This window comes from Hymenobacter sp. APR13 (genome assembly GCF_000737515.1).
Classification (GTDB): domain Bacteria; phylum Bacteroidota; class Bacteroidia; order Cytophagales; family Hymenobacteraceae; genus Hymenobacter.
The window spans coordinates 653296-675734 of sequence record NZ_CP006587.1; the positions used below are offsets into that span (position 1 = coordinate 653296).

Genomic DNA, 22439 nt, shown 5'->3' on the forward strand with positions numbered 1-22439 from the left:
ACAACCAGACGGCAAGATATTGATTCGGCTGCCTGTGTGGCTTGAATTGGTGGCTTTTAAATCACAGATTTTGCAGATTTTTCGCTGATTACGCAGATGTAAGATTGATGTAAAAGCCGCCAGACTATGGCTGTTCTATATCGATCCTGCAATCTGTGTAATCAGCGAAAAATCTGCAAAATCTGTGATTAATAGCCGTACTTCTCGCCCCAGAGCTGGCGCAGGCGCTCCTGGGCTTTGGCTTCGGCGGGGTTGTGGCCGGGGTGGTAGAACACGGTGCCGCTGAGGGCCTCGGGCAGAAACTCCTGGTAGGCAAAATTGCCGGGGTAGTCGTGCGAATACTGGTACTGGCCGCCGTAGCCGAGGTCTTTCATGAGCTTGGTGGGGGCGTTGCGCAGCGGAATGGGCACCGGCTGCACGCCTTGCTGCCGCACCAGTGCCCGCGCCTCCCGGATGGCCTTGTAGCTGGCGTTGCTCTTGGGCGAGGTAGCGAGATACACCACGGTCTGGCCCAGAATAATGTCGCCCTCGGGCATGCCAATCACGGCAATGGCCTGGAAGCAGCTCTGGGCCAGAATCAGGGCGTTGGGGTTGGCCAGGCCCACGTCTTCGGAAGCCAGGATGAGCAGGCGGCGGGCAATGAACTTGGCATCCTCGCCGCCCTCCAGCATCACGGCCAGGTAGTAGAGCGCGGCGTTGGGGTCGGAGCCGCGGATGCTCTTGATGAAGGCCGAAATGACGTCGTAGTGCATTTCGCCGCTTTTGTCGTAGCGGGCGAGGTGCTGCTGGGCCAGCTGCTGCACGCCTTCGTCGGTGATGATGACCTCGCCGGTTTTGGGGTCGGGGCGGCTGGCTTCCACCACAATTTCCAGCAGGTTGAGCAGCTTGCGCGCATCGCCGCCCGAAATGGTGAGCAGCGCGCCGTACTCCTGCATGCGCACCTTGCGCTGCTGCAGCTGCGCGTCTTCGGCCAGGGCCTTGTCGACCAGCTCGGTCAGCACTTCCTTGCTCAGCGGCTCCAGCACGTACACCTGGGCCCGGCTCAGCACGGCCGGAATCACCTCAAACGAAGGGTTTTCGGTGGTAGCCCCGATAAGCGTGACGATGCCCTGCTCCACGGCGCCCAGCAGGGCGTCCTGCTGGCTTTTGCTGAAGCGGTGGATTTCATCAATAAACAGCACCGTGCCGCGCTGCTTGCGGGCGCGCTCTATCACCTCGCGCACGTCTTTCACGCCGGCATTCACGGCGCTGAGTGAGGCAAACGGCTTGCCCAGCTCCTGCGCCAGCAGGTTGGCCAAGGTGGTTTTGCCTACGCCGGGCGGACCCCACAAAATCAGGCTGGGCAGGCGGCCGGCGCTGAGGTAGCGGCGTAGCACGCCCTCGGGCCCGATGAGGTGCTGCTGCCCGGCATATTCCTCAAGCGTACGGGGGCGGCGGCGCTCGGCCAGCGGCGCGTTGGCCGCGGCCGGCGGGATAAAGGCCGGCGTGGGGTCAGAATCGAAAAGGGAACCGGTGGACATAGGAGCGGGAATAGGGCGCAAACTTCAGGTGGCGCCGGATGTTGGGCAGAAACGACTGCTCCGGGGACTCGCTGTACGCGAACCACAAAATACACGAACCACAAAGTTCGCGCTACTACCTTCGTCTACAATGAAAAATTCCGTCAAGGTCCACTCGGCCCTCTTTGTGGTGGCGCTGATCTACGCCGCCAACTACAGTATTTCCAAGGATGTGATGCCGCAGTACATGGGGCCGTTTGGGCTGGTGCTGCTGCGCGTGGTGGGCGCGACGGTGTTTTTCGGCATCCTGAGCCGGCTGGTGGCGCCGCAGGACCGAATCCAAGGCCGCGCCGACCAGCTGCGGGCCGTGGCGTGCGGCATCCTGGGCATCGGGCTGAATCAGCTGCTGTTCTTCTCGGGCCTGAACCTGACCTCGCCCATTAACGCCTCGCTCATCCAGACCATTGCGCCGGTCGTGACGGTGCTGGCCTCGGCGGTGCTGCTGGGCGAGCGGCTGACGCTGCCCCGACTGGCGGGCATTGCGCTGGCGGGTGCCGGCGCGGCCAGCATCATCCTGAGCAAAGGCCCGGTGGCGGCAGGCGGGCAGGACGGGCTGTTGGGCAACATCTACATCCTGCTCAACGCCACCGCCTTCGGGGTGTATCTGGTGCTGGTGATGCCGCTCATGCGCAAGTATCACCCGTTCACGGTGCTGGCGCGCATCTTTCTGGTGGGCGCGTTTCTGGCGGTGCCGGCCGGCTGGCAGCAGGTGCAGCAGCCTGACTACGCCAGCTTCCCGGCCAGCATCTGGGCCGCCATTGCCTACATGGTGGTTTGCCTCACAATTCTGGCCTACCTGCTCAACAACTGGGCCCTGAAATACGCCTCCCCCGCCCTGCTGGGCGCCTATATCTACCTGCAGCCGGCCCTAGCGGTGCTCATCGCCGTGAGTTTGGGCAAAGACGTGCTGACCTGGGACCGGGCCTGGCAGGCGCTGCTGATTTTTGGGGGCGTGTTTCTGGTGAGCCGCAAGCCCAAGCCGGCCGTGGCGGCGGAAGCAGTGCCCCTGGAACCCGTGCAGGACTGATACGCCCAATCAGCCGCTGTTACGGTTGGCCGCTGGATCAGATAAATTAAGCCGATTTTTATGTTCTCCCATGACCACCCGCTTGCTTGCTATACTTCTGCTGCTGGCGGCCTGCGCTAGGCCGGCCCGACACGTAGCCCGTTTGGCGTCCCCCGTTCTTGCGGCCACGCTCGACTCGCTTAGCGCCGCTGACTGGCAGGACCGCCAGGTCATTTTTGCAGTGTTCCGGCAACATGGGTTTGCATCTACTGCGGCGGATACGGCCAACCGCTGGCTGCTGCGGCAGGATGCTGCGCGGCTGGCGGCCTTACAGCAGCTGGAGCGCCGCCACGGCTGGCCCGCAGTAACTCAGGCCGGTGCCGAAGCGGCCAGAACTGCTTTTCTGTTGCTTCAGCATGCTCCGGATTCTGTACAGGTGCGGTATTTGGCTCGCGTAGCGGCTCTTTACAAAGCTAAAAGGCTGCCGCCCTCCGATTACGCCACTTACCTCGACCGGGCGTTGCTCAACCAAGGGCAGCGGCAGCAGTACGGCACGCAGTCGGCCCGGGTGGTGCGCCCGTCCGGCGAAACCGTAGACTCGTTGCTGCCGACTGCGGAGTTTTTTGGGCTGGATAAGCGCCGCCGTGCCATGAAGCTGGAGCCGTTGCAGCAGCTACGACCGGGCACCATGTACTTCAAGACCAAACCGTAAGGTATCACCGTGGACACTTCGTCCGAAACCCGCAAAATCATCCACCTCGACATGGACGCGTTTTACGCTTCCGTGGAGCAGCGCGACAACCCGGCACTGCGCGGCAAGCCCGTGGCCGTGGGTGGCTCGCGGGCCCGGGGCGTGGTGGCGGCAGCCAGCTACGAGGCCCGGCAGTTTGGGGTGCGCTCGGCCATGCCCTCCAGCACGGCGCTGCGCAAGTGCCCCGAGCTGGTGTTCGTAAAGCCGCGCTTCGAGGTGTACAAGGAAGTGTCGCGGCAGATCCGGGCCATTTTTGCCGAGTATACGCCCCTCATCGAGCCGCTTTCTTTGGATGAAGCCTACCTCGACGTCACCGAGAACCTGAAAGGCATTGCGCTGGCCACCCAGGTAGCACGGGAAATCCGGGCCGAAATCCTGCGCCAGACCCAACTGACGGCCTCAGCCGGCATCAGCTACAACAAGTTTCTGGCGAAGCTGGCCTCCGACCACCGCAAGCCCAACGGCCAGTTCGTGATTCGGCCCGAACAGGGGCTGGCGTTTGTGGCGCAGCTGCGGGTGGGCGAGTTTCACGGCATCGGGCCGGCTACGGCGGCGCGGCTGAACCAGTTGGGCATCTTCAGCGGGCTGGACCTTAGGCAGCAGTCGGAGGCGTTTCTGCGCCAGCACTTCGGCAAGGCCGGTGGGCACTACTACCTCATCGCCCGCGCTCAGGACCACCGCCCCGTCGTGCCCGACCGGGTGCGCAAGTCGGTAGGCTCCGAAACCACCTTCGCCGAAGACCTGCACACGCCGGCAGAACTGCGCGAAGGCCTGCAGCCCTGCCTCGATTCGGTCTGGGACTACTGCCAGCGCACCGGGCTACTGGGCCGCACGCTCACACTCAAAGTCAAGTACGCCGACTTCCAGCAGATTACGCGCAGCCGCACGCTGCCGGCCCCGCTGGCCAGTATGGCCGCTCTGGCTCAGATCAGCCAGGATCTGGTGCAGAGCTGCCTGCCGCTGCCCAAGGGCGTGCGGCTGCTGGGGGTTTCGCTGTCCAACCTCGAAACGCCGGAAGATTTCATCGGCAAGCAGCTCACGCTCAGCCTTTGAGTGCTAAGAAATAAGTGCTGAGCTGGTAGATTTTCCTTCATCGGCCGTCTGACAGCAACCGGATGAGCGTCTACCTACTCAATACTGCTGTCTAATTACTTGGCCTTGGGCGTCTTTTTGGCAGGTTTGGTGGCCGCCGGCGCGGGCCGGGCTTTCTTGCGGGCGGCTTTGCGGGCTTGGCGACGCTTGCGCAGGCCGGCCAGCCGCTGCCGTTCCTCTTTGCGTTCGGCGCGGGCGGCCATGCGCTCGGGCAGGCGCGCCATCAGCCGCTCGCGCACATATTGGGCGAGGCTGGAAAGCGGCACCAGCTGCGTGGTGCGCAGAAAATGCAGCACCTCCGCCCGGCGCAGGCTGCTCACGCCGTGCAGGCCGCGGGCCAGCAGAAACTGCTTCACCTCTTCCAGCAGCAGCAGGCTGGCCAGCGGCGCGGGCTCCACGGTGGCATTGTAGCGGGCGGCGCGGTGCGGGCGCAGTTCCTCCCCTGTTGCCACCAATATGCCTACCCAGTCGGGCAGCAGCGGCAGCAGCTTGGGCAGGTGCTTTTCTGTCACCACAAACGTCACGAAATCATACACCTCAGCGTAGCAGCGCAGCTGATTGGGCACGCGCTGCAACGTGTCGGCGTCGCCTTTCACCTCGTAGCCATGCAGAAAGTCCGGCGTGATGTGCACTACGTCGGCGCGGGTGGTGCCGGTGGGCAGTTCGTCAATGTACACGCCACCCAGCAGCAGCGGGTACAGCAGGGCGCGGATTTCCGGGTCGTTCATAAGGGCCGGTTTGGGCTGGCTAAAGGTGCGAACGGCAGCGGCCACCAGCAAACAAAAAGAAAGCCCGGCCGCACTAAATGCAGCCGGGCTCAGGCAAGAACGCGGAAATTATCCGGTCTGCTTAGTTGGAATCGGTTTTCACTTTCCGCTTCTTCTTCTTGTCTTTTACCTTGGCATCAGCCGGGATGGTGGTAGTCGATGGGCTTACGCTGGTGCTGGACTGCGTTTCAACGGTGGTGGTGGTAGCCGGCACCGTAGTGGTCGTAGAATTGATGGTTCCATTCGCCGGATCCGGTACCGTGGTGGTCGTGCTCTGTTGGGTCGGCATCGTGGTCGTAGTGGTGGTGTTGGTGGTCTGGGCGTTGGCGGCAGACATACCAGTTACGAGCACGGCGGCAATAGCAAGTAGCTTTTTCATGTAAATCAAGTTGAAGGTGAACTACTTAAGTCAACCGCTTGGCTGTCTTTTGAATAGCCTCTAACGCAACTTTGCCACTCATGGTTCTGCATGGGCTCCACATTGCCACTAGGACCACTGGCTCACCTTTACTCCAAATGCCGCCGAAAAGCCATTCAGGCAACATTCTGCGCGAAATACGGCCCGAGAAAAAAACTACCAGATCCAGTTCAGCAATAGCCCATCACCACTGGTTTGATGCCGATTCAGGCAGCAAAACTTAGCCAGTTAAACAACTAAAAAAGGGTGGACTGCTCCGCAGAGTAGCCCGCCCTTTCAGGTGGCTGCAAGTCAAGCTACCTAGTCCGGAAAATTGGGGTTGGTACGCAGCCGAGTCCGCTTGCGCTTCTCCTTCACTTTGGTCGGTTGCGGCTCGGTGGTGGCCGGCGAAGCCATGGTTCCCTGCTGCTGGCTAGCATCGGGCGGTGTTGGCTTGCGCACTGAGTCTGTGAGAACCGGCGTGGCGGGTGTGCCCGGAGGCGGAGGAACCGTTTGCGCGGAGGCAGCCCCGGCTAGAAATAGAAACAGGGCGCAGACAGCTGGCATTTTCATGGCTAAGCGGTTAAGTGAAGCACAGGCTGGCAGAAACCACCCAGCCTGTTAATATACATAAAAATCTATGTAAAATTCACTTCTGTTACGCAGCCTACTTCAGCAGCTCGTGCAGCACCGTTTGCATGGAAATGGTGCGGTTGCCGGCTTCCTGGATGATGAGCGAGCCGGGCGCATCGAGCACGGCGTCGGACACTTCCACGTTGCGACGCACGGGCAGGCAGTGCAGGAATTTGGCGTCGTCGGTCAGGGCCATGTGGGCAGGGGTGAGCATCCAGGCGGGGTCGTTCTGGAGCACCTGGCCGTACTGCTGGTAGCTGCTCCAGTTCTTGGCCTGCACGTAGTCGGCACCTTCCAGAGCCTTCTTCTGGTCGTACTCGATGCGGGCGCCTTTCGTGAACTTCGGGTCCAGTTCGTAGCCCTCGGGGTGGGTGATGACGAAATCCACCCAGTCAATTTCCGAAAACCAGTCGCAGAACGAGTTGGGCACGCACTGGGGCAGGGCGCGCACATGCGGGGCCCAGGTGAGCACCACTTTCACGCGCTCCTTCTGCTTGGTTTCGGCCACCGTAATCAGGTCGGCGAAGCTCTGCAGCGGGTGCAGCGTGGCGCTTTCCAGACTGATGACGGGCACCGTGGCGTACTGCATAATTTTCCGGAAAACTTCCTCGCTGTAGTCGGCCTCCCGGTCTTTCAGCGTTGGGAAAGTGCGCACGCCCAGCACGTCGCAGTACTGGCTCATCACGGCAATGGCGTCCTTGATGTGCTCCTGGGTGCCGCCGTTCATCACCGCGCCGTCGGCCATTTCTAGGGTCCAGGAGTCGGCCCCGGCGTTGAGCACCCAGGCCTGCGCGCCGAGGTTGTAGGCCGCCTTCACCGAGCTGAGCCGGGTGCGCAGACTGGGGTTGAAGAAGATGAGCCCAACGGTTTTGTTGCGCCCGACGTGCTGGTAACCGTACGGGTTAGCCTTGATTTCCAGGGCTTGCTGCAACAGAGCTTTGTAGTCGCCCGCATCGGCGAAGGAAGTGAAGTTTTTCATGGATTGTGGTGTGTTAGAACGTCATGCTGAGCTTGCCGAAGCATCTCTACCGCTTTACTTAGCTAGCCGGTGTTTCCTGACACTGCTATTGCTGTATTACTATTCTTGACTGCGTGTTAAAAAGAACTGAATACCCTTCTCATCAGTCAATACCAACGCTTTTGTTAATCTGGAAAGCCTTCCTGGTGTAGCCCTTATAGCATATTTACCAGTTGGTAGCACTCCAGCCTTTTCTTCATCTGTGTTTTTATATCCAATAATTAATCGGCCTCCTGATACTCTCCAATTAAAACTTGTGGCCGGCCTGTAATCTGCATTATTGCACTCAGCAGCAGTAGACACGACAGCCGTATAGTCTTTATTAAATTTCATTTCCAGACATGGGTTGAGCTCTGCTCGAACTACCGCATAAGTAGTTTTTCCCTTGAGCACTTCGTGCTTTTGCTTGAATGCAAGAGAATGGTTTATCCATCTACCAACCAAGCTGAGCGCAATATTATTTTGCGTAGCATTCAGCTCAGCATTGATTTGTGATTCTGCACGTTGAGTGATTAAAGCCCAACAGAATAAACAAATTGCGAGAGCCATCTTCATGCTACAGTGGGAGTCAAGTCGAATAATTAAAGCCCCAGTGATATGGGGCTTTAATTATTCAACGGGTATGACACAAATACGCGTCTCTACATCGCCTTATACTCGTTCCAGCTCTTAATCTTCAGATCCTTCATTTCCAGCCGGCAGAAGGCCTGGATAAAGGCTTTGGCTAGGCGGGCATTCGTCAGCAAACCAACTCCGAAATCCACGGCCGTGCGGCGGATTTTGTAGTCGTTGTCCAGCTCGCCCTTCGAGAGGTTTTTGGGGATGTTGATGACTAGGTCGATTTTCTTCTCCTTCAGGTAGGTTAGCACGTTGGGTTCCTGCGGCTCGTTAGGCCAGAAGAGCAGCGTGCTGGGGATGTCGTTTTCGGTGAAGAAGAGGTGCGTGCCCTCGGTGGCGTAGATTTGGTAGCCTTTCTCCAGCAGCAACTCGGCGGCCGAAAGCAGCGTCACCTTCGACTTGATGGGGCCGCCGGAAATCAGCACCGTTTTCTGTGGAATCTTATAGCCCACGCTCAGCATCGATTTCAGCAGGGCTTCCTCGGCGGTATCGCCCAGGCAGCCGACTTCGCCGGTGCTCACCATATCCACGCGCAGCACCGGGTCGGCGCCGGGCAGGCGGGTGAAGGAGAACTGCGGGGCTTTCACGCCCACGAAGGGCAAATCGTACACCCGCTCGCTCTCGTCGCGCGCTACGTCCTTACCCAGCAGCACTTGGGTGGCCTTTTTGATGAGGTTGTTGCCCGATACCTTGCTCACGAACGGGAAGGAGCGCGAGGCGCGGATGTTGCACTCAATCACCCGGATTTCGCGGTTTTTCTCCAGGAACTGAATGTTGAACGGCCCGCTGATTTCGTAGCGCCGGGCAATCTTCTCGGCAATGATTTTGAGCTTGCGCACCGTGCCCACGTACACGCGCTGGGGCGGGTAGTACATGGTGGCGTCGCCGGAGTGCACGCCGGCAAACTCCACGTGCTCGGAAATGGCGTAGCTCACGATTTCGCCCTTGTCGGCCACCGCGTCCAGCTCAATTTCCTTGGCCTCCTGCATAAACTCCGACACTACTACCGGGTATTCGGCGCTTACTTCAACGGCGGCTTTCAGAAACGCTTCCATTTCGAAAGCGTTGGACACCACGTTCATGGATGCCCCCGACAGCACGTAGCTCGGCCGGATCAGCACCGGGTAGCCCACTTCGTTCACGAACTCAAACATGGCGTCGAGCGAAGTCAGCTCTTTCCAGCGGGGCTGGGCAATGCCCAGCTCATCCATGATGCTGGAGAACTTGTGGCGGTTTTCGGCCTCGTCGATGCGGGCTGGCGCGGTGCCCAGGATGGGCGCGTTGGCGTCGGCCAGGCGGGTGGCGAGGTTGTTCGGAATCTGGCCGCCGGTGCTCAGAATCACGCCCTCAGGCTGCTCAAACTCCAGAATGTCCATCACCCGCTCGAAGCTCAGCTCCTCGAAGTACAGCCGGTCCGACACGTCGTAGTCGGTCGAAACAGTTTCGGGGTTGTAGTTGATGATGATGGTTTTGTAGCCTTCCTCGGCGGCCGTCTGCACGGCATTCACGCCGCACCAGTCGAACTCCACCGACGAGCCGATGCGGTACACGCCCGAGCCCAGCACCACCACCGACTTATCGGTTTCGGGCGCTAGGTCGTTTTCGGTGCCGTGGTAGGTGCTGTAGAGGTAGTTGGTTTTGGCCGGAAATTCGGCCGCCAGTGTATCAATCTGCTTGATGACGGGCAGCACGCCCAGGGCCTTGCGGCGGGCGCGCACCAGCAGCTCGTCGGCTTTCACGTCGCCCTCGCCTAGCACCTTCACGGCAATCTGCTGGTCCGAGAAACCGGCCTTCTTCACGTCGCGCAGCAAACTTGTTTCCAGCGCGTCCAGCCCGTTCCCGCGCTTGGCCGCCAGCTGCTGGCCCAACTCGAAAATGGTGAGCAGGCGCTGCAAAAACCACAGGTCAATCTTGGTCAGGTCGTGGACCTGCTGGACGGTGTAGCCGGCTTCGAAGGCCAGGTTGATGGCGAAGATGCGCTCCTCGTTCGGCTCGCTCAGCAGTTGGTCGATGGTGGCGTTGTCCACCTGCTCGGGCTTGTTGGCCACGAAGCCGCGCTTACCGGTATCCAACATGCGCAGGCCCTTCTGGATGGCTTCCTCGAAGGATTTGCCAATGGCCATGACCTCGCCCACGCTCTTCATGGCCGAGCCAATCTGCCGGTTCACGCCCGCAAACTTGCCCAAATCCCAGCGCGGCAGCTTCACTACTACGTAGTCGAGGGCCGGCTCGAAGAAGGCCGAGGTGGTCTGCGTGACGCTATTTTTCAGCTCGGCCAGCGAGTAGCCTAGGCTCAGCTTGGCCGCCACAAACGCCAGCGGGTAGCCCGTGGCCTTGGAGGCCAGCGCCGAGGAGCGCGACAGGCGCGCGTTCACCTCAATCACGCGGTAATCCTCCGAAACGGGGTCGAGCGCGTACTGAATGTTGCACTCGCCCACGATGCCCAAGTGGCGGATGGTTTTGATGCCGATGCTGCGCAGCTTGTGGTATTCCCGGTTGCTCAAGGTCTGCGACGGGGCCACCACGATGCTCTCCCCGGTGTGGATACCGATGGGGTCGAAGTTTTCCATGTTGCAGACGGTGATGCAGTTGTCGTAGGCATCCCGCACCACTTCGTACTCCACTTCCTTCCAGCCCTTCAGCGATTCCTCCACCAGAATCTGGTCGGAAGTAGTGAAGGATTTCTGGGCCAAAGCGCGCAGCTCGTCCATGTTGTTAGCGAAGCCGCTGCCCAGGCCGCCCAGCGCAAACGCCGCCCGCACGATGATGGGGAAACCGATTTTCTCGGCTGCCGCCAGCGCGTCGTCCATGTTGGTTACGGCTACGCTGCGGGCCGAAAGCACGCCAATCTGGTCGAGCTTCTCCTTGAAGATGTCCCGGTCCTCGGTGTCGATGATGGCCTGCACGGGCGTACCCAGCACCTGCACGTTGTACTTCTCAAACACCCCGGCGCGATACAGGGCCACGGCGCAGTTCAGGGCCGTCTGGCCGCCGAAGGCCACCAGAATTCCGTCGGGCTGCTCTTTTTTGATGACCTCCTCCACGAAGTAGGGCGTCACGGGCAGGAAGTACACGTCGTCGGCAATGTTGTCCGACGTCTGCACGGTGGCAATGTTGGGGTTGATGAGGATGGTGCGGATGCCTTCCTCCTTCAGCGCCTTAAGGGCCTGCGAACCGGAATAGTCGAACTCCCCGGCCTCGCCAATTTTGAGCGCGCCGGAACCAAGGATGAGAACTTTGTTGGGTTTTTCCATCAGTGGAAAAGCGGGATGTAGAGACGCATAATTGCGTCTCAATCGTTGCTGATGTTATTTAAGCCGGACGAGCCGGTACTATTCGTTCTGACGGGAGACGCAAGGATGCGTCTCTACATCGTAGTGGTCTTATATTCTGCTACCGCCTTTAGGAAGTCATCAAACAGAAACTCCGTATCCTGCGGGCCGCCGGCGGCTTCGGGGTGGAACTGGGTGGAGAAGAACGGCTTGGTTTTGTGCTTGATGCCTTCGCAGGTGCCGTCGTTGAGGTTCTCGAACAGCATGTTCCACTCGGCGGGCAGGGTAGCGGTGTCCACTGCAAATCCGTGGTTCTGGCTGGTGATGTAGCAGCGCTGGGTGCCGGTGAGCTTCACGGGCTGGTTGTGGCTGCGGTGGCCGTATTTCAGCTTGAAGGTGTCGCCGCCTGCCGCCAGGCCCATGAGCTGGCTGCCCAGGCAGATGCCGAAAATCGGCTTGTCCTGTTGCAGGGCTTTCTGGAGGTTCTGGATGGTGGCCTCGCACATTTTGGGGTCGCCGGGGCCGTTGCTCAGGAACAGGCCGTCGTAATCGAGGGTCGTGAAATCGTAGTCCCAGGGCACCCGAATCAGCTCCACGTCGCGCTCCAGGAAGCAGCGGATGATGTTGGTTTTGGTGCCGCAGTCCACGAGCACGATTTTGTGCTGGCCGTGGCCGTAGTGCTGCACGCCGGCCGGGCTCACCTGCGCCACCAGGTTTTCGAGGTTGGGGTCGTGCAGGGGCACGTCGGTTTCGGCCACAATTTTGCCCAGCATGGCGCCTTTCTCGCGCAACTTCTTGGTGAGCATGCGGGTATCGACGCCGAAAATGCCGGGAATGTTGTACTCCTTCAGCCAGTCGCCGAGGCTTTTGGCGGCGTTCCAGTGGCTGTGCTCCTCGGAGTAGTAGTTCACCACCAGCCCGGCAATGTGAATCTTATCCGACTCAAAAATCCGGGAAACCGACTCGTAGAGCTCCTCGCCGGGCACGCCGTAGTTGCCCACCATGGGGTAGGTAAGCACCAGAATCTGGCCGGCGAAGGACGGATCGGTGAGGTTTTCGGGGTAGCCGGTCATGGCCGTGCTGAACACCACTTCGCCCGCGGCGGAGGTGAAGGCGCCGAAGGACTGACCTTCGATTTCGGTGCCGTCTTCGAGGATAAGTTTTACTGTTTGATCCATACGATTGGCCTCACCCCCTAGCCCCCTCTCCTGCAGAGAGGGGGAACTAGTTTCTAGTTTTTAGGCTAGAATCTTCGGCTGGTGATGAGGTGTAAAAGGGTTAGTTGGAAACTACTTTTTTAGAGCCAGTTCCCCCTCTCCTTTTCGGAGAGGGGGCTAGGGGGTGAGGCACACCGCCCAAACGGCAGCTAGATGTCGTCCTGGCCCGGCAGGCCCAGCAGCGCGGCCGCTTGGCGCGCCACGGTTCGGACGCCTTCCACCGTCGGGCCGGTGATGGTCAGGTGGCCCATTTTGCGGCCGGTGCGGGCCTGCTGCTTGCCGTAGAGGTGCAGGTGCGCGCCCGGCAGCGCCAGCACGGCGGTCCAGTCGGGCTCCTGCTGCTGGCCCTGGGCATCCAGCCACACGTCGCCGAGCAGGTTGAGCATGATGGCCGGGGAGTGCTGGCGGGGCGGCAGCAAGGGCAGGCCCGCCATGGTGTGCACCTGCAGGTCGAACTGCGAGGCGTCGCAGGCATCTAGGGTGTAGTGGCCGCTGTTGTGGGGGCGCGGGGCCATTTCGTTTACCACCAGGCCGCCGTGCGCACTGCCATCGGCTACCACAAAAAACTCCATGCACAGCACCCCCACGTAGCCGATATGCCCGGCAATGGCCACGGCGGCGGCGCGGGCCTGCTCGGCCAAAGCCGGCGGCACCGCGCCTTCGTAGGCGTGCGTCACGGCCAGAATGCCGGCCACGTGCACGTTGCGCTGGGGCGCGAAGCTCACTACCTGCCCGTCCCAGCCGCGCGCCACCAGCACCGAGCATTCGGCCGTGAGCGGCAGCATCTTTTCCAGCACGCAGGCCACGCCGCCCAGCTCCGCCCAGGCGGCGGCCAGCTCCTCCGCGGTTTTCACCCGGATCTGGCCCTTGCCGTCGTAGCCAAGGCGCGCCGTTTTCAGGATGCCGGGCAGCAGATCGGGCCGCTCAGTTGTCACGGTCTGCAGCTGGGCTTCCGTCTCCAGCACGGCGTAGGGCGCGCACGTCACCCCCGACACAGCGGCGCAGGCCGCGAAGTGGGCTTTTTCCTCGATGCGGTCCTGGGCAATGGCTACGGCGGCCGCGGCCGGCGCCACGGGGCGGGCCTGGGCCAGCGTGTGCAGCACTGCGGCGGGCACGTTTTCAAACTCGGTGGTGATGGCCTGGCACAAATCCGTGAGCTGCGCCAACCCGGTCGGGTCGTCGTAGTTGGTCTGGATGTGGTGGTGGCTCACCAGCCCGGCGGGGCTTTGCGCGTCGGGTTCCAGCACGGCGGTGCGGTAACCCAGGCGCTGGGCCGCGTGCACCAGCATGCGGCCCAGCTGGCCGCCGCCCAGCACGCCCAGCGTGGCCGGCCGGCCGGCAGCGTCGGTGCTGCCGGGGAAAACGGGCGTTAGTGCCACTTGCGGTTCGTGGCTCATACGGGCAGCGTCATGGCCCGGGCGGCTTCGGTTTGCTCGGCCCGGAAGGTGTGAAGTTGGGCGGCCAGGCGGGCATCGTGCAGGGCCAGCTGGCTCACGGCAAACAGCGCCGCGTTGGCGGCCCCGGCCTCGCCGATGGCAAACGTGGCGACGGGAATTCCTTTCGGCATCTGCACGATGCTGTGCAGCGAATCGACGCCCTGCAGGTGGCGGCTGGCCACGGGCACGCCCAGCACGGGCACGGTGGTTTTAGCGGCCAGCATGCCCGGCAGGTGGGCCGCGCCGCCCGCGCCGGCAATGATGGCCTGCAGGCCCCGCGGCCCAGCCTGCTCGGCGTAGGCAAACAGGTCGTCGGGCATGCGGTGGGCCGACACCACGCGGGCCTCGTGGGCTACGCCAAACTGCGTGAGAATCTGCACAGCGTGCTTCATGGTTTCCCAGTCGCTGCTGGAGCCCATCACCACACCCACCAGGGGCTGGTCGGCGGCGGGAGTATCGGAGGAAGGTGTATTCATTGAAGTTATTTAGTCGTCATGCTGAGTGAAGTCGAAGCATCTCTACTGCTTCGCTGGAGTCTGCTGTTCCACATTGGCAGGTCAATGGCTTGGTATATCCAGCCTGTTTTTCAATTCCCTGCTGGCATTCAGATACAGCTTGTTGAACGAGCAGGTGCAGTTACCGATTGGGGTGCCCCCAGAATTCCTGAACTCAATGGCCCAGGAAATATCCTCGATTTCAACCTCGCCCATCAGTCTCACTTTTAATCCATTTTGAAACCCAAGTATCAGCGTGCCTTCGTGTTCTTCTTCAACACTCTGAATTTGAGCCTGTGTTAGCAGACCCATCAGAAAAACTCTGGCCGGCTCCTCCGGACCGTTGTTGTTTTCAATGTTGAACGGAAATGAATGCACCCACCTATTCCATTCCACTTTATCGGCCAACTCAATGTCACTGAGGGTTAAATAGGCGCTGAGGCCAAGTTTATCGTTGAAAAGCTCGCACTCGAAAGCAGTAACATAGTATTTGAATCCGGTGTAGTAGGCGCCAACAAGTGCTGTTTTCAGTGCGCTTAGTATCTCGCCTTTATCCGTTGTCATGGCTACCGAAATGCTCGTTACGTGTCATGCCGATGCTTCATCAGGTGAATGCCAGATGAAGCATGACGTTCTGTAGTGCGACCAGCTAGCCGACGGCTACCGTGGCTTCCCGCTCCAGCAGGATTTCCGAACCCAGTACCACCATATCCACCCGGCCTTGCAGCGTCTGGTTGATGAAGGGCGTGTTCTGGGACTTGGACTTCATGAACTCCCGGGTGAAGGTGGTTTCGGCTTCCGTATCGAACAGCAGGCACTCGGCCGGCTGGCCGACTTCAATGGTAGGCACCGGCAGGCCCATCAGGCGGCGGGGCTCGGCCGAGTACCGCTTCACCACCAAATCCCACCCGAATTTCTCCGTCCGCACGAAGAAGTGGTAGAGCGACACCAGGGCCGTTTCCAGGCCGGTGATGCCGTTGGGGGCGCTGATGAAGTCCTGGGCTTTTTCGAAGGGCGTGTGCGGGGCGTGGTCGGTGGCAATGAGGTCGAATACGCCCTCCTTGAGCCCTTCGAGCAGCGCGTCACAATCTTCCTGGGTGCGCAGCGGCGGGTTCATCTTGTAGTTGGTGTCGTAGTCGCCGATGTGCTCCTCGGTGAACAGCAGGTGGTGCGGGGCCACCTCGGCCGTCACCTTCACGTCGCCGCGCGACTTCCACCACTTAATGGTTTCCATACCCATCTTGCTGGACACGTGCTGGATGTGCACGTGTGCCCCCGCCGCCCGGGCCAGCCGGATATCCCGGTCGATGATGATTTCTTCGGCGCAGGCCGGCGAGCCTTTGATGCCGAGCCGGTAGCTCATCACGCCTTCGTTGAGGGCGCGCGGCCCGGCCAGCTCCGGCACCTCGCAGTGGCTGGCGAAGAACATCCCGAACTCGGTGGCATACTGCATGGCCCGCAGCAGCACGGCCGGGTCGTTGGTGGTGTCGCCGTCGTCGGTCAGCATGGTCACCCCGAGCAGGCGCATCCCGTCGATTTCGGCCAGCTCCTTGCCCGCCCGGTCCTTGGTGACGCAGCCGGACGTGTACACCGGAATCCGGGACTTGCGGGCGGCGCTTTCCAGCACCGTGGACACCACCGCCGCCGAGTCGATGGCCGGACGGGTGTTGGGCATCATCACCACGCCGGTCACGCCGCCGTTGATGGCCGCTTCGCTGCCCGTGGTGATGGTTTCCTTGTTCTCGAAGCCCGGGGCGCGGAAGTGCACGTGGGCATCAAACATGGCCGGCATCAGAATGCGGCCGCGCGCGTCGATGACGCGGGCACCCTCCGGAACGGCCAGGCCGGGGCCAATTTGCTGGATGACTCCTTCGACAATCAGCACATCGCCTTCAGCAAGCACGGGGGAATTTTCGGAGGCGATGCGGGTGTTTTGGAGCAGAATCATGGGGAGAGAAGGGCTGTTAACGGGCAAGGGGTGGAAAGGAAATGCGGTTGGCAGGAGACGAAAAAAGCGGGCGGCGCTCAGGGCATAACCAGCGCCGGGGCAGCCCCGGACCGGGTGGCGTACGCCGGTTCGCGCCTGGGCAGGTCGCCGCCGGGCGTGAGCCAATTGAGCACGGCCATACGCACGGCAATGCCGTTTTCTGCCTGGTTGTTGATGAGGCTGCGCTCGTAGTCCATCACGGCGTCGCAGAGCTCCACGCCCCGGTTGACGGGGCCTGGGTGCATGATGTAGAGGCCCCGCTGGCGAATGTCCTCCAGGCGGGTGTTGGTGATGCCGTAGATGCGGTGGTACTCGCGCAGGCTCGGGAAAAACTGCACGTCCTGGCGCTCCATCTGCACCCGCAGCAGGTACACGAAATCGGGGCCCCAGGCCATGGCTTCGTCGTAGTTGGTGAAGCGGCGAATGGAGGCCGGGCCGAACTTGGGCACTAAGGAGCCCGGCCCGAGGTAGGCCACTTCCACGCCCAGCTTCTGCAGCAGCGTGCTGGTGGAGCGCGCCACCCGCGAGTGCAGCACGTCGCCGATAATCAGCACGCGCTTGCCCCGGGGGTCAGCAAACTTCTCCTTAATAGTAAAGGCATCCAGCAACGCCTGCGTGGGGTGCTCGTGCGCCCCGTCGCCGGCGTTGATAACCGAGGCCTTGGTGAGCCGGGCAATCATGCCCGGCAGGCCCGACCGGCTGTGGCGCACGATGATGTAATCGGTGCGCATGGCCTGGAGCGTCTCAATCGTCTCGCGCACCGACTCACCCTTGGTGATGGAGGAATGGGCCACGTTGAAGTTGGTGACTTCGGCGGAGAGGCGCTTGGCGGCCACCTCGAAGGAAGAGTGTGTACGAGTGCTGGGTTCGTAGAACAGCATCAGCACCGACTTACCTTCCAAAACGGGCACCTTTTTCCCGGAGCTGATGAGCAGCTGCTTGAAGGCAGTGGACTGATCGAGCAGGAGCTCAATTTCCTCACGCTGCAGGGAGGCGATGTCGAGCAAATCTTTACGGGCCATACGGGTAGGAAGAAAAAGTGAACTGCTAGAGGAAAGCCAACGAACTCAATGGGCATAAAAAAACCGTTTCGGAATCCGAAACGGTGGCGGGGCAATACCCAGAAAAAACAACGAAAGCGACAGAAGGAAAATCAGGAAAACCGATGGTATCGAAGACCTTCCGGTCCACTCGCGGTTCCTGGTTGAGCAAGGTTCCGCGCTTCATCAACAAGTTGTGTGCTTGAAGCATGGTGCAAAGCTACGGTATTGTTACGTTCGGCAACATACCGGCGGGGCTATTTTTTTCGCGCCGCTTCGCTCAACTCGTTCGGTTATCCTGTCTGGCTGAATGCGTTACTTTTTCTGCGGTATTCCCCCCACCGGTGTATCGGCAATCCGGGGTTTTCTACTTAGCAGGGTACTTAATCTATCGGGTGCCTCACCTCCTGGCCCCATCTCCTGCAGAGCGGGGAGCCAGACTTCATTGGTGAAAAGCTAGGCGGAGAAGTTCAACGACGAGACTCCACCTATTGCATCTCTACCCTGTTCTAATCCAGCGCTGAAGCTTGCGGAATGGCTTCTACTGATTTCGCAGTCAGCGCGTACAGCGCCTGCAAAAACCGGTCTACCTCGGCCTTGGTGATGTTGAGCGGGGGCAGCAGGCGCAGCACCGTGGGGTCGGAGGCATTGCCCACGAAGATGTGGTGTTCCGCCAGCAGCTGGTCGCGCAGGTCCTTGATGGGAAAGTCGTACTTGATGCCCACCATCAGGCCCCGGCCGCGGATTTCTTCGGCCCCGGCGTGGGCTTCCAACTCCGTGCGCAGGTAGTCGCCTTGCTCGGCGGCGTGCTGCACCAGGTTTTCCTGCTCAATAACTTCCAGCACGGCCAGCGCGGCGGCGCAGGCCAGGTGGTTGCCGCCGAAGGTGGTACCCAGCAGTCCGTAGGACGCCTTCAGCTCGGGCGCAATCAGGATGCCGCCGATGGGGAAGCCGTTGCCCATGCCCTTGGCCACCGAAATAACGTCGGGCCGGATGCCGGCGTGCTGGTGGGCGAAGAACCTGCCGCTACGGCCGTAGCCACTCTGCACCTCATCGGCCAGCAGCAGCGCGCCGTATTGCTGGCACAGCGCCGCCAGCCCCTGCAGAAACTCATCGGAAGGCATGATGATGCCGCCCACGCCCTGGATGGGCTCGATGATGACCCCGCACACGTCGCCGCCCTGCAGCACCTGCTCCACCGCCGCCAGGTCGTACTCCAGGAAGCTGATGTGGTGGTCGGCGTTGAAAGGCGCCACAATTTTGGCGTTATCGGTGGCGGCTACCGCGCCCGAGGTGCGCCCGTGGAACGCGCCTTTGAAGGCAATGACGCGCTTTTTGCCGGTATGGAAGGAAGCCAGCTTCAGCGCATTCTCGTTGGCCTCGGCCCCGGAGTTGCACAGAAACAGCGTGTAGTCCTCGTAGCCCGACACCCGGCCCAGCTTCTCGGCCAGTTCCCGCTGAATCGGAATCTGCACCGAGTTGGAGTAGAAGCCAATGTTGCCGAGTTGCTCGGTGAGGCGCTGCACGTAGTGCGGGTGGCTGTGGCCGATGCTGATAACGGCGTGCCCGCCGTAGAAATCCAGGTACTCCTGGCCTTTGTCGTCCCAGAGTTTCGCCCCCAGCGCTTTCACGGGCGTGATGTTGACGAGCGGATACACGTTGAAAAGCTCCATGGTATAGATGTGAGAGCTGAGAGGTTAGAACTTAGAAGTAAGTAATGCCCACTCCACCGTGGACAAAGAGGTTTTTGCTGGGAAATTGACGATTCAGAATGGTGAAGTGCCAGTTTTCAAATGGCCCGTCCTGAACTATCAATTCCTGCTGGTTACTAAGCTTCAGAAACAGTTGCCCTTGTTTATCAGCTTTTGCTTCCTCAATTGTGACATCAGCATGAAACCAGTCAAAAAAGAGCAACAGAGCTTCTTTTTGGCGCGGAGAAAACGTGGTTATGTGCCCCGATGCTTCAACCTGAAATTCTCCGTGGAGGTCGAGGAATACACGCTCGTCATCATCAGCATAGACCAGTCTTATCATGCCGTTATACTCAATCTGCTGAATGGCACAGCCCACTAATGGTAGTGCATAATAGCGGCCTATTTCCTTCAGCATTTTGGCGGCGGGTTGATTAGTCCTTTAAAACAGCCCGGCCTTCAAACCCAGCCCCGTCGTTTCAGGCAGACCGAAAACTAGGTTCATGTTCTGCACGGCTTGGCCGGAAGCGCCTTTCACCAGGTTATCGATAACCGAGGTGATGAGCAGCTGCTTGCCGAGCTTCTGCACGTGCAGCAGGCACTTATTGGTGTTGACTACCTGCTTCAGATGCACTTCCTTGTCCGACACCGTGGTGAACGGGGCATCCTGGTAGAACTGCTGGTACAGCGCGCGGGCCTCGTCCTGGGTCAGGTCCGACGGCGTGTAGACGCTGGCGAAGATGCCCCGGGTGAAGTTGCCGCGGTACGGGATGAAGTGTATGTCCACGTCCAGCGCGTGCTGCAACTGCGCCAGGCTCTCCCCTATCTCGCCCAAATGCTGGTGCGTAAAGGGCTTGTAGATAGACACATTGTTGGTGCGCCACGAGAAATGTACGGTTTCCGAAAGACTCTGCCCCGCGCCCGTGCTGCCCGTAATGGCCGATACGTGCACGTCGTCCTGGAGCTTGCCAGCCTGGGCCAGCGGCAGCAGTGCCAGCTGAATGGCCGTGGCGAAGCAGCCGGGGTTGGCGATGCTCTGGGCCTGCTGGATGCGGCTGCGGTTCAGCTCCGGCAGCCCGTACACAAACTCCCGGCCTTCAAACTCGGCATCGGCTTCCAGACGGAAGTCGTTGCTCAGGTCGATGATGTGGGTGGTTTCGGGTAGCGGGTTCTGGGTCAGCCAGGCCTTGGAGTTGCCGTGGCCCAGGCACAGAAACACCACGTCCTCGTCGCCCTGCAGCGCGGCCGCGAAACGCAGCTCCGTGTCGCCCACCAGGTCGTCGTGCACCTGGTAGATGGGGTTGCCGGCGTTGGAAGAGCTTACGATGCCGCCCAGCTCCACAAACTCGTGGTGCAGCAGAATCCGCAGCAGCTCCCCCGCCGTGTAGCCGGCCCCACCGACGATACCAGCCTTAATTTTCATCATTGAACGCGCTATGAATCCGCAGCTGGTTGCTGAAGATTTTGATGAATCCTTTCGCGTCGCGCGAGTCCCAGGCGTTGTTTTCCTCGCCGTAGGTAGCCACCTTCGACTGCATCATATCGAACGGCGACTCCACGCCCAGCAGCTCGAACTGGTAGGGCTTCAAGGTCACGTACACCGTACCCGACACCCGCTCCTGCGACGATTCCAGGAACGCCTCCATGTCGCGCATCACCGGGTCGAGGTACTGCGCTTCGTGCAGCAGCGTGCCGTACCAGTTGGCGATGTAGTCCTTGTGCAGCAGCTGCCAGCGGCTGGACGTGTGCTTTTCCAGCAAATGGTGGCCTTTGATGAGAATCAGCGGCGCGGGCGCCTCGAAGCCCACCCGGCCCTTGATGCCCAGAATCGTGTCGCCCACGTGGGTGTCGCGGCCGATGGCATACTGGCCGGCCAGCTCGTTGAGGGCCACAATCAGGTCCACGGGCTTCATCTGCTCGCCGTTCAGGGCCACCGGCTCGCCTTTCTCGAAGGTGATGCTGATTTCCTGCGGCTCGTGCTTGCTCAGCTGCGTCGGCCAGGCCGACTCCGGCAGGCCCTGGCGGGAGGTCAGGGTTTCCACCCCGCCCACGCTGGTGCCCCAGATGCCTTTATTGATGGAGTATTTAGCTTTTTCCCAGCTCATCTCCACCCCATTCTGCTGCAGATACTCGATTTCCTGCTGGCGCGAGAGGCCCAGGTCGCGGATGGGTGTGATGATTTCGGTATCAGGCGAAATCACCGAGAAGGCCACGTCGAAGCGTACCTGGTCGTTGCCGGCGCCGGTGCTGCCGTGGGCAATGTAGTCGGCCTTGTTCTCCCGGGCGTACTCGGCCAGCGCCAGGCTCTGGAACATGCGCTCGGCACTCACGCTCAACGGGTAGGTATCGTTTTTGAGCACGTTGCCTGCCAGCAGGTAGCGCAGGCACTGCTGGTAGAACCGCTCGGTTACGTCAATCACCTCGTGGCGCGTGGAGCCCATTTCGTAGGCGCGCTGCTCGATGCCGGCCAGCTCCTCCTGGGAGAACCCGCCCGAGTTGACAATCACTGTGTGGACTTCCAGACCCAGCTCGCGGGTCAGGTACACCACGCAATAGGACGTATCCAAGCCGCCGCTATAGGCGAGAACTACTTTTTTCATGAGGTGCTGAAAATTATGAGAACGTCATGCTGAGCTTGCCGAAGCATCTCGCGTGCTGAGGTTATTGGAAAAAGAACGTCATGCTGAGAACTCACTCGTGAGCACGAAGCGGCAGAGATGCTTCGGCAAGCTCAGCATGACGTTCTGGTGACTACTGATTACTGCTTCTGCTCCAGAATTTCAATGGATTGCTGCGTGAAGCTGTCGTCCAGCGTATCGTACACCATGCCGGTGCAGAGGCACATTTTGCGCTGGTTTTCCATCAGGATGCCGTAGTTTTTGCAGCTGGAGCAGCCCTTCCAGAAGTCGTCCGACTGCGTAAGCTCGGGGAAGGTGACGGGCCGGTAGCCCAGCTCGTTGTTGATCTTCATCACGGCCGCCGAAGTGGTGATACCGAAGATCTTAGCTGCCGGGTACTTAGTGCGCGACAGCTCGAACACGCGGTGCTTGATGGCGCGGCCCAGGCCCTCTTTGCGCAGCTCGGTGTTCACAATCAGCCCCGAGTTCACCACGAATTTCGCGTCCTCGAAGGTTTCGATGTAGCAGAAACCCGCCAGCTGGTCATCGATGAAGGCAATGATGGCATCACCCTTTTTCATCTTCTTAATCAGATAGTTAGGATCACGCTTGGCAATGCCGACGCCGCGGGTTTTGGCGGATTCGGCGTACCATTGGCAGAGGGTTTCCACATACTGCGCATCGGCAGCATCGGCGACTCGTAGGAACATGGTCAAAGCTCGGTGGGCTGCCTGAGTTGGGCAGCAGACTCGGAAAGACGAAAAAGCGGGAGGGGAACGGCGCGGGCCAGGCAAAGCCTATGCTCAGGCAGAAACGCCGATAGCGACAAAAACCCAAAAGAAG

General features: G+C 60.5%; 21 protein-coding genes. 3 read left to right on the forward strand and 18 right to left on the reverse strand.

From position 1 onward, the window contains the following. Positions 1-188: 188 nt before the first annotated feature. Complete coding sequence (locus N008_RS02710) at positions 189-1520, reverse strand: replication-associated recombination protein A (protein ID WP_081910575.1); 1332 nt, start codon at positions 1518-1520, stop codon at positions 189-191. Positions 1521-1650: 130 nt separating this feature from the next. Here N008_RS02710 and N008_RS02715 point away from each other — a divergent pair, with 130 nt between their 5' ends. The 3 genes from N008_RS02715 to dinB all read left to right on the forward strand — a co-directional run bounded on the left by N008_RS02715 (position 1651) and on the right by dinB (position 4369). Beyond that, positions 1651-2586, forward strand: a complete 936-nt coding sequence (locus tag N008_RS02715; RefSeq protein WP_044013558.1) for a DMT family transporter — start codon at positions 1651-1653, stop codon at positions 2584-2586. A 142-nt stretch (positions 2587-2728) separates the two neighbouring features. Continuing rightward, complete coding sequence (locus N008_RS21235) at positions 2729-3277, forward strand: DUF6624 domain-containing protein (RefSeq protein WP_156108974.1); 549 nt, start codon at positions 2729-2731, stop codon at positions 3275-3277. Between the two features lie 51 nt (positions 3278-3328). Further along, on the forward strand, positions 3329-4369 hold the full coding sequence (gene dinB, locus N008_RS02725) for a DNA polymerase IV (protein WP_052381826.1): 1041 nt from the start codon (positions 3329-3331) through the stop codon (positions 4367-4369). Positions 4370-4464: 95 nt separating this feature from the next. Here the strand turns inward: dinB and N008_RS21240 are convergent, their stop codons facing one another. The 17 genes from N008_RS21240 to N008_RS02800 all read right to left on the reverse strand — a co-directional run bounded on the left by N008_RS21240 (position 4465) and on the right by N008_RS02800 (position 22306). Further along, positions 4465-5136: a sce7726 family protein gene (locus N008_RS21240; protein WP_156108975.1), complete on the reverse strand. Its 672-nt coding sequence runs from the start codon at positions 5134-5136 to the stop codon at positions 4465-4467. A gap of 121 nt (positions 5137-5257) precedes the next feature. Next, positions 5258-5554, reverse strand: a complete 297-nt coding sequence (locus N008_RS02735) for a hypothetical protein (protein WP_044013561.1) — start codon at positions 5552-5554, stop codon at positions 5258-5260. Between the two features lie 339 nt (positions 5555-5893). Next, positions 5894-6145: a hypothetical protein gene (locus N008_RS22925; protein ID WP_156108976.1), complete on the reverse strand. Its 252-nt coding sequence runs from the start codon at positions 6143-6145 to the stop codon at positions 5894-5896. A 94-nt stretch (positions 6146-6239) separates the two neighbouring features. Then, complete coding sequence (locus N008_RS02740; protein ID WP_044013563.1) at positions 6240-7184, reverse strand: acetylornithine carbamoyltransferase; 945 nt, start codon at positions 7182-7184, stop codon at positions 6240-6242. Between the two features lie 99 nt (positions 7185-7283). Next, positions 7284-7778 carry a hypothetical protein gene (locus N008_RS22930; protein ID WP_156108977.1) on the reverse strand — a complete coding sequence of 165 codons (495 nt, stop codon included), beginning with the start codon at positions 7776-7778 and terminating at the stop codon, positions 7284-7286. An 86-nt stretch (positions 7779-7864) separates the two neighbouring features. After that, the gene (gene carB / locus N008_RS02745; protein ID WP_044013564.1) at positions 7865-11095 is read right to left on the reverse strand and encodes a carbamoyl-phosphate synthase (glutamine-hydrolyzing) large subunit; all 3231 of its coding nucleotides are present in this window, start codon (positions 11093-11095) and stop codon (positions 7865-7867) included. Between the two features lie 113 nt (positions 11096-11208). Further along, positions 11209-12291: a glutamine-hydrolyzing carbamoyl-phosphate synthase small subunit gene (carA, locus tag N008_RS02750; RefSeq protein WP_044013566.1), complete on the reverse strand. Its 1083-nt coding sequence runs from the start codon at positions 12289-12291 to the stop codon at positions 11209-11211. Positions 12292-12479: 188 nt separating this feature from the next. After that, positions 12480-13727 carry a 5-(carboxyamino)imidazole ribonucleotide synthase gene (locus tag N008_RS02755; RefSeq protein WP_044013569.1) on the reverse strand — a complete coding sequence of 416 codons (1248 nt, stop codon included), beginning with the start codon at positions 13725-13727 and terminating at the stop codon, positions 12480-12482. After that, complete coding sequence (gene purE, locus N008_RS02760) at positions 13724-14242, reverse strand: 5-(carboxyamino)imidazole ribonucleotide mutase (protein WP_044013571.1); 519 nt, start codon at positions 14240-14242, stop codon at positions 13724-13726. Before purE ends, N008_RS02755 begins: the two co-directional genes overlap by 4 nt. 81 nt (positions 14243-14323) lie before the next feature. Continuing rightward, a complete protein-coding gene (locus N008_RS02765) occupies positions 14324-14824 on the reverse strand; it encodes a hypothetical protein (RefSeq protein ID WP_044013573.1) in 501 nt (166 codons plus the stop codon). A gap of 85 nt (positions 14825-14909) precedes the next feature. Beyond that, positions 14910-16208 carry a dihydroorotase gene (locus N008_RS02770; RefSeq protein ID WP_044013574.1) on the reverse strand — a complete coding sequence of 433 codons (1299 nt, stop codon included), beginning with the start codon at positions 16206-16208 and terminating at the stop codon, positions 14910-14912. A 77-nt stretch (positions 16209-16285) separates the two neighbouring features. Continuing rightward, positions 16286-17269 (reverse strand): aspartate carbamoyltransferase catalytic subunit, encoded by a 984-nt coding sequence (locus N008_RS02775; RefSeq protein ID WP_071884469.1) that lies wholly within the window; start codon positions 17267-17269, stop codon positions 16286-16288. Between the two features lie 527 nt (positions 17270-17796). Beyond that, on the reverse strand, positions 17797-18960 hold the full coding sequence (locus N008_RS02780) for an aspartate aminotransferase family protein (protein ID WP_044013577.1): 1164 nt from the start codon (positions 18958-18960) through the stop codon (positions 17797-17799). 31 nt (positions 18961-18991) lie between these two features. Then, complete coding sequence (locus tag N008_RS22935; RefSeq protein ID WP_156108978.1) at positions 18992-19396, reverse strand: DUF6188 family protein; 405 nt, start codon at positions 19394-19396, stop codon at positions 18992-18994. Between the two features lie 24 nt (positions 19397-19420). Next, a complete protein-coding gene (gene argC, locus N008_RS02790; RefSeq protein WP_044013580.1) occupies positions 19421-20401 on the reverse strand; it encodes an N-acetyl-gamma-glutamyl-phosphate reductase in 981 nt (326 codons plus the stop codon). Beyond that, positions 20391-21578, reverse strand: a complete 1188-nt coding sequence (argG, locus tag N008_RS02795) for an argininosuccinate synthase (RefSeq protein WP_044013582.1) — start codon at positions 21576-21578, stop codon at positions 20391-20393. Before argG ends, argC begins: the two co-directional genes overlap by 11 nt. A 158-nt stretch (positions 21579-21736) precedes the next feature. Next, positions 21737-22306 carry a GNAT family N-acetyltransferase gene (locus tag N008_RS02800; protein ID WP_044013584.1) on the reverse strand — a complete coding sequence of 190 codons (570 nt, stop codon included), beginning with the start codon at positions 22304-22306 and terminating at the stop codon, positions 21737-21739. Between the last annotated feature and the right edge of the window lie 133 nt (positions 22307-22439).

Excerpts from the sequence above, each read along its gene's own strand:
- N008_RS02710 (WP_081910575.1), bottom strand. The coding sequence starts at position 1,520 with ATGTCCACCGGTTCCCTTTTCGATTCTGACCCCACGCCGGCCTTTATC.
- N008_RS02715 (WP_044013558.1), top strand. The coding sequence starts at position 1,651 with ATGAAAAATTCCGTCAAGGTCCACTCGGCCCTCTTTGTGGTGGCGCTG.
- dinB (WP_052381826.1), top strand. The coding sequence starts at position 3,329 with ATGGACGCGTTTTACGCTTCCGTGGAGCAGCGCGACAACCCGGCACTG.
- N008_RS21240 (WP_156108975.1), bottom strand. The coding sequence starts at position 5,136 with ATGAACGACCCGGAAATCCGCGCCCTGCTGTACCCGCTGCTGCTGGGT.
- N008_RS02735 (WP_044013561.1), bottom strand. The coding sequence starts at position 5,554 with ATGAAAAAGCTACTTGCTATTGCCGCCGTGCTCGTAACTGGTATGTCT.
- N008_RS22925 (WP_156108976.1), bottom strand. The coding sequence starts at position 6,145 with ATGAAAATGCCAGCTGTCTGCGCCCTGTTTCTATTTCTAGCCGGGGCT.
- N008_RS02740 (WP_044013563.1), bottom strand. The coding sequence starts at position 7,184 with ATGAAAAACTTCACTTCCTTCGCCGATGCGGGCGACTACAAAGCTCTG.
- N008_RS22930 (WP_156108977.1), bottom strand. The coding sequence starts at position 7,778 with ATGAAGATGGCTCTCGCAATTTGTTTATTCTGTTGGGCTTTAATCACT.
- carB (WP_044013564.1), bottom strand. The coding sequence starts at position 11,095 with ATGGAAAAACCCAACAAAGTTCTCATCCTTGGTTCCGGCGCGCTCAAA.
- carA (WP_044013566.1), bottom strand. The coding sequence starts at position 12,291 with ATGGATCAAACAGTAAAACTTATCCTCGAAGACGGCACCGAAATCGAA.
- N008_RS02755 (WP_044013569.1), bottom strand. The coding sequence starts at position 13,727 with ATGAGCCACGAACCGCAAGTGGCACTAACGCCCGTTTTCCCCGGCAGC.
- purE (WP_044013571.1), bottom strand. The coding sequence starts at position 14,242 with ATGAATACACCTTCCTCCGATACTCCCGCCGCCGACCAGCCCCTGGTG.
- N008_RS02765 (WP_044013573.1), bottom strand. The coding sequence starts at position 14,824 with ATGACAACGGATAAAGGCGAGATACTAAGCGCACTGAAAACAGCACTT.
- N008_RS02770 (WP_044013574.1), bottom strand. The coding sequence starts at position 16,208 with ATGATTCTGCTCCAAAACACCCGCATCGCCTCCGAAAATTCCCCCGTG.
- N008_RS02775 (WP_071884469.1), bottom strand. The coding sequence starts at position 17,269 with ATGGCCCGTAAAGATTTGCTCGACATCGCCTCCCTGCAGCGTGAGGAA.
- N008_RS02780 (WP_044013577.1), bottom strand. The coding sequence starts at position 18,960 with ATGGAGCTTTTCAACGTGTATCCGCTCGTCAACATCACGCCCGTGAAA.
- N008_RS22935 (WP_156108978.1), bottom strand. The coding sequence starts at position 19,396 with ATGCTGAAGGAAATAGGCCGCTATTATGCACTACCATTAGTGGGCTGT.
- argC (WP_044013580.1), bottom strand. The coding sequence starts at position 20,401 with ATGAAAATTAAGGCTGGTATCGTCGGTGGGGCCGGCTACACGGCGGGG.
- argG (WP_044013582.1), bottom strand. The coding sequence starts at position 21,578 with ATGAAAAAAGTAGTTCTCGCCTATAGCGGCGGCTTGGATACGTCCTAT.
- N008_RS02800 (WP_044013584.1), bottom strand. The coding sequence starts at position 22,306 with ATGTTCCTACGAGTCGCCGATGCTGCCGATGCGCAGTATGTGGAAACC.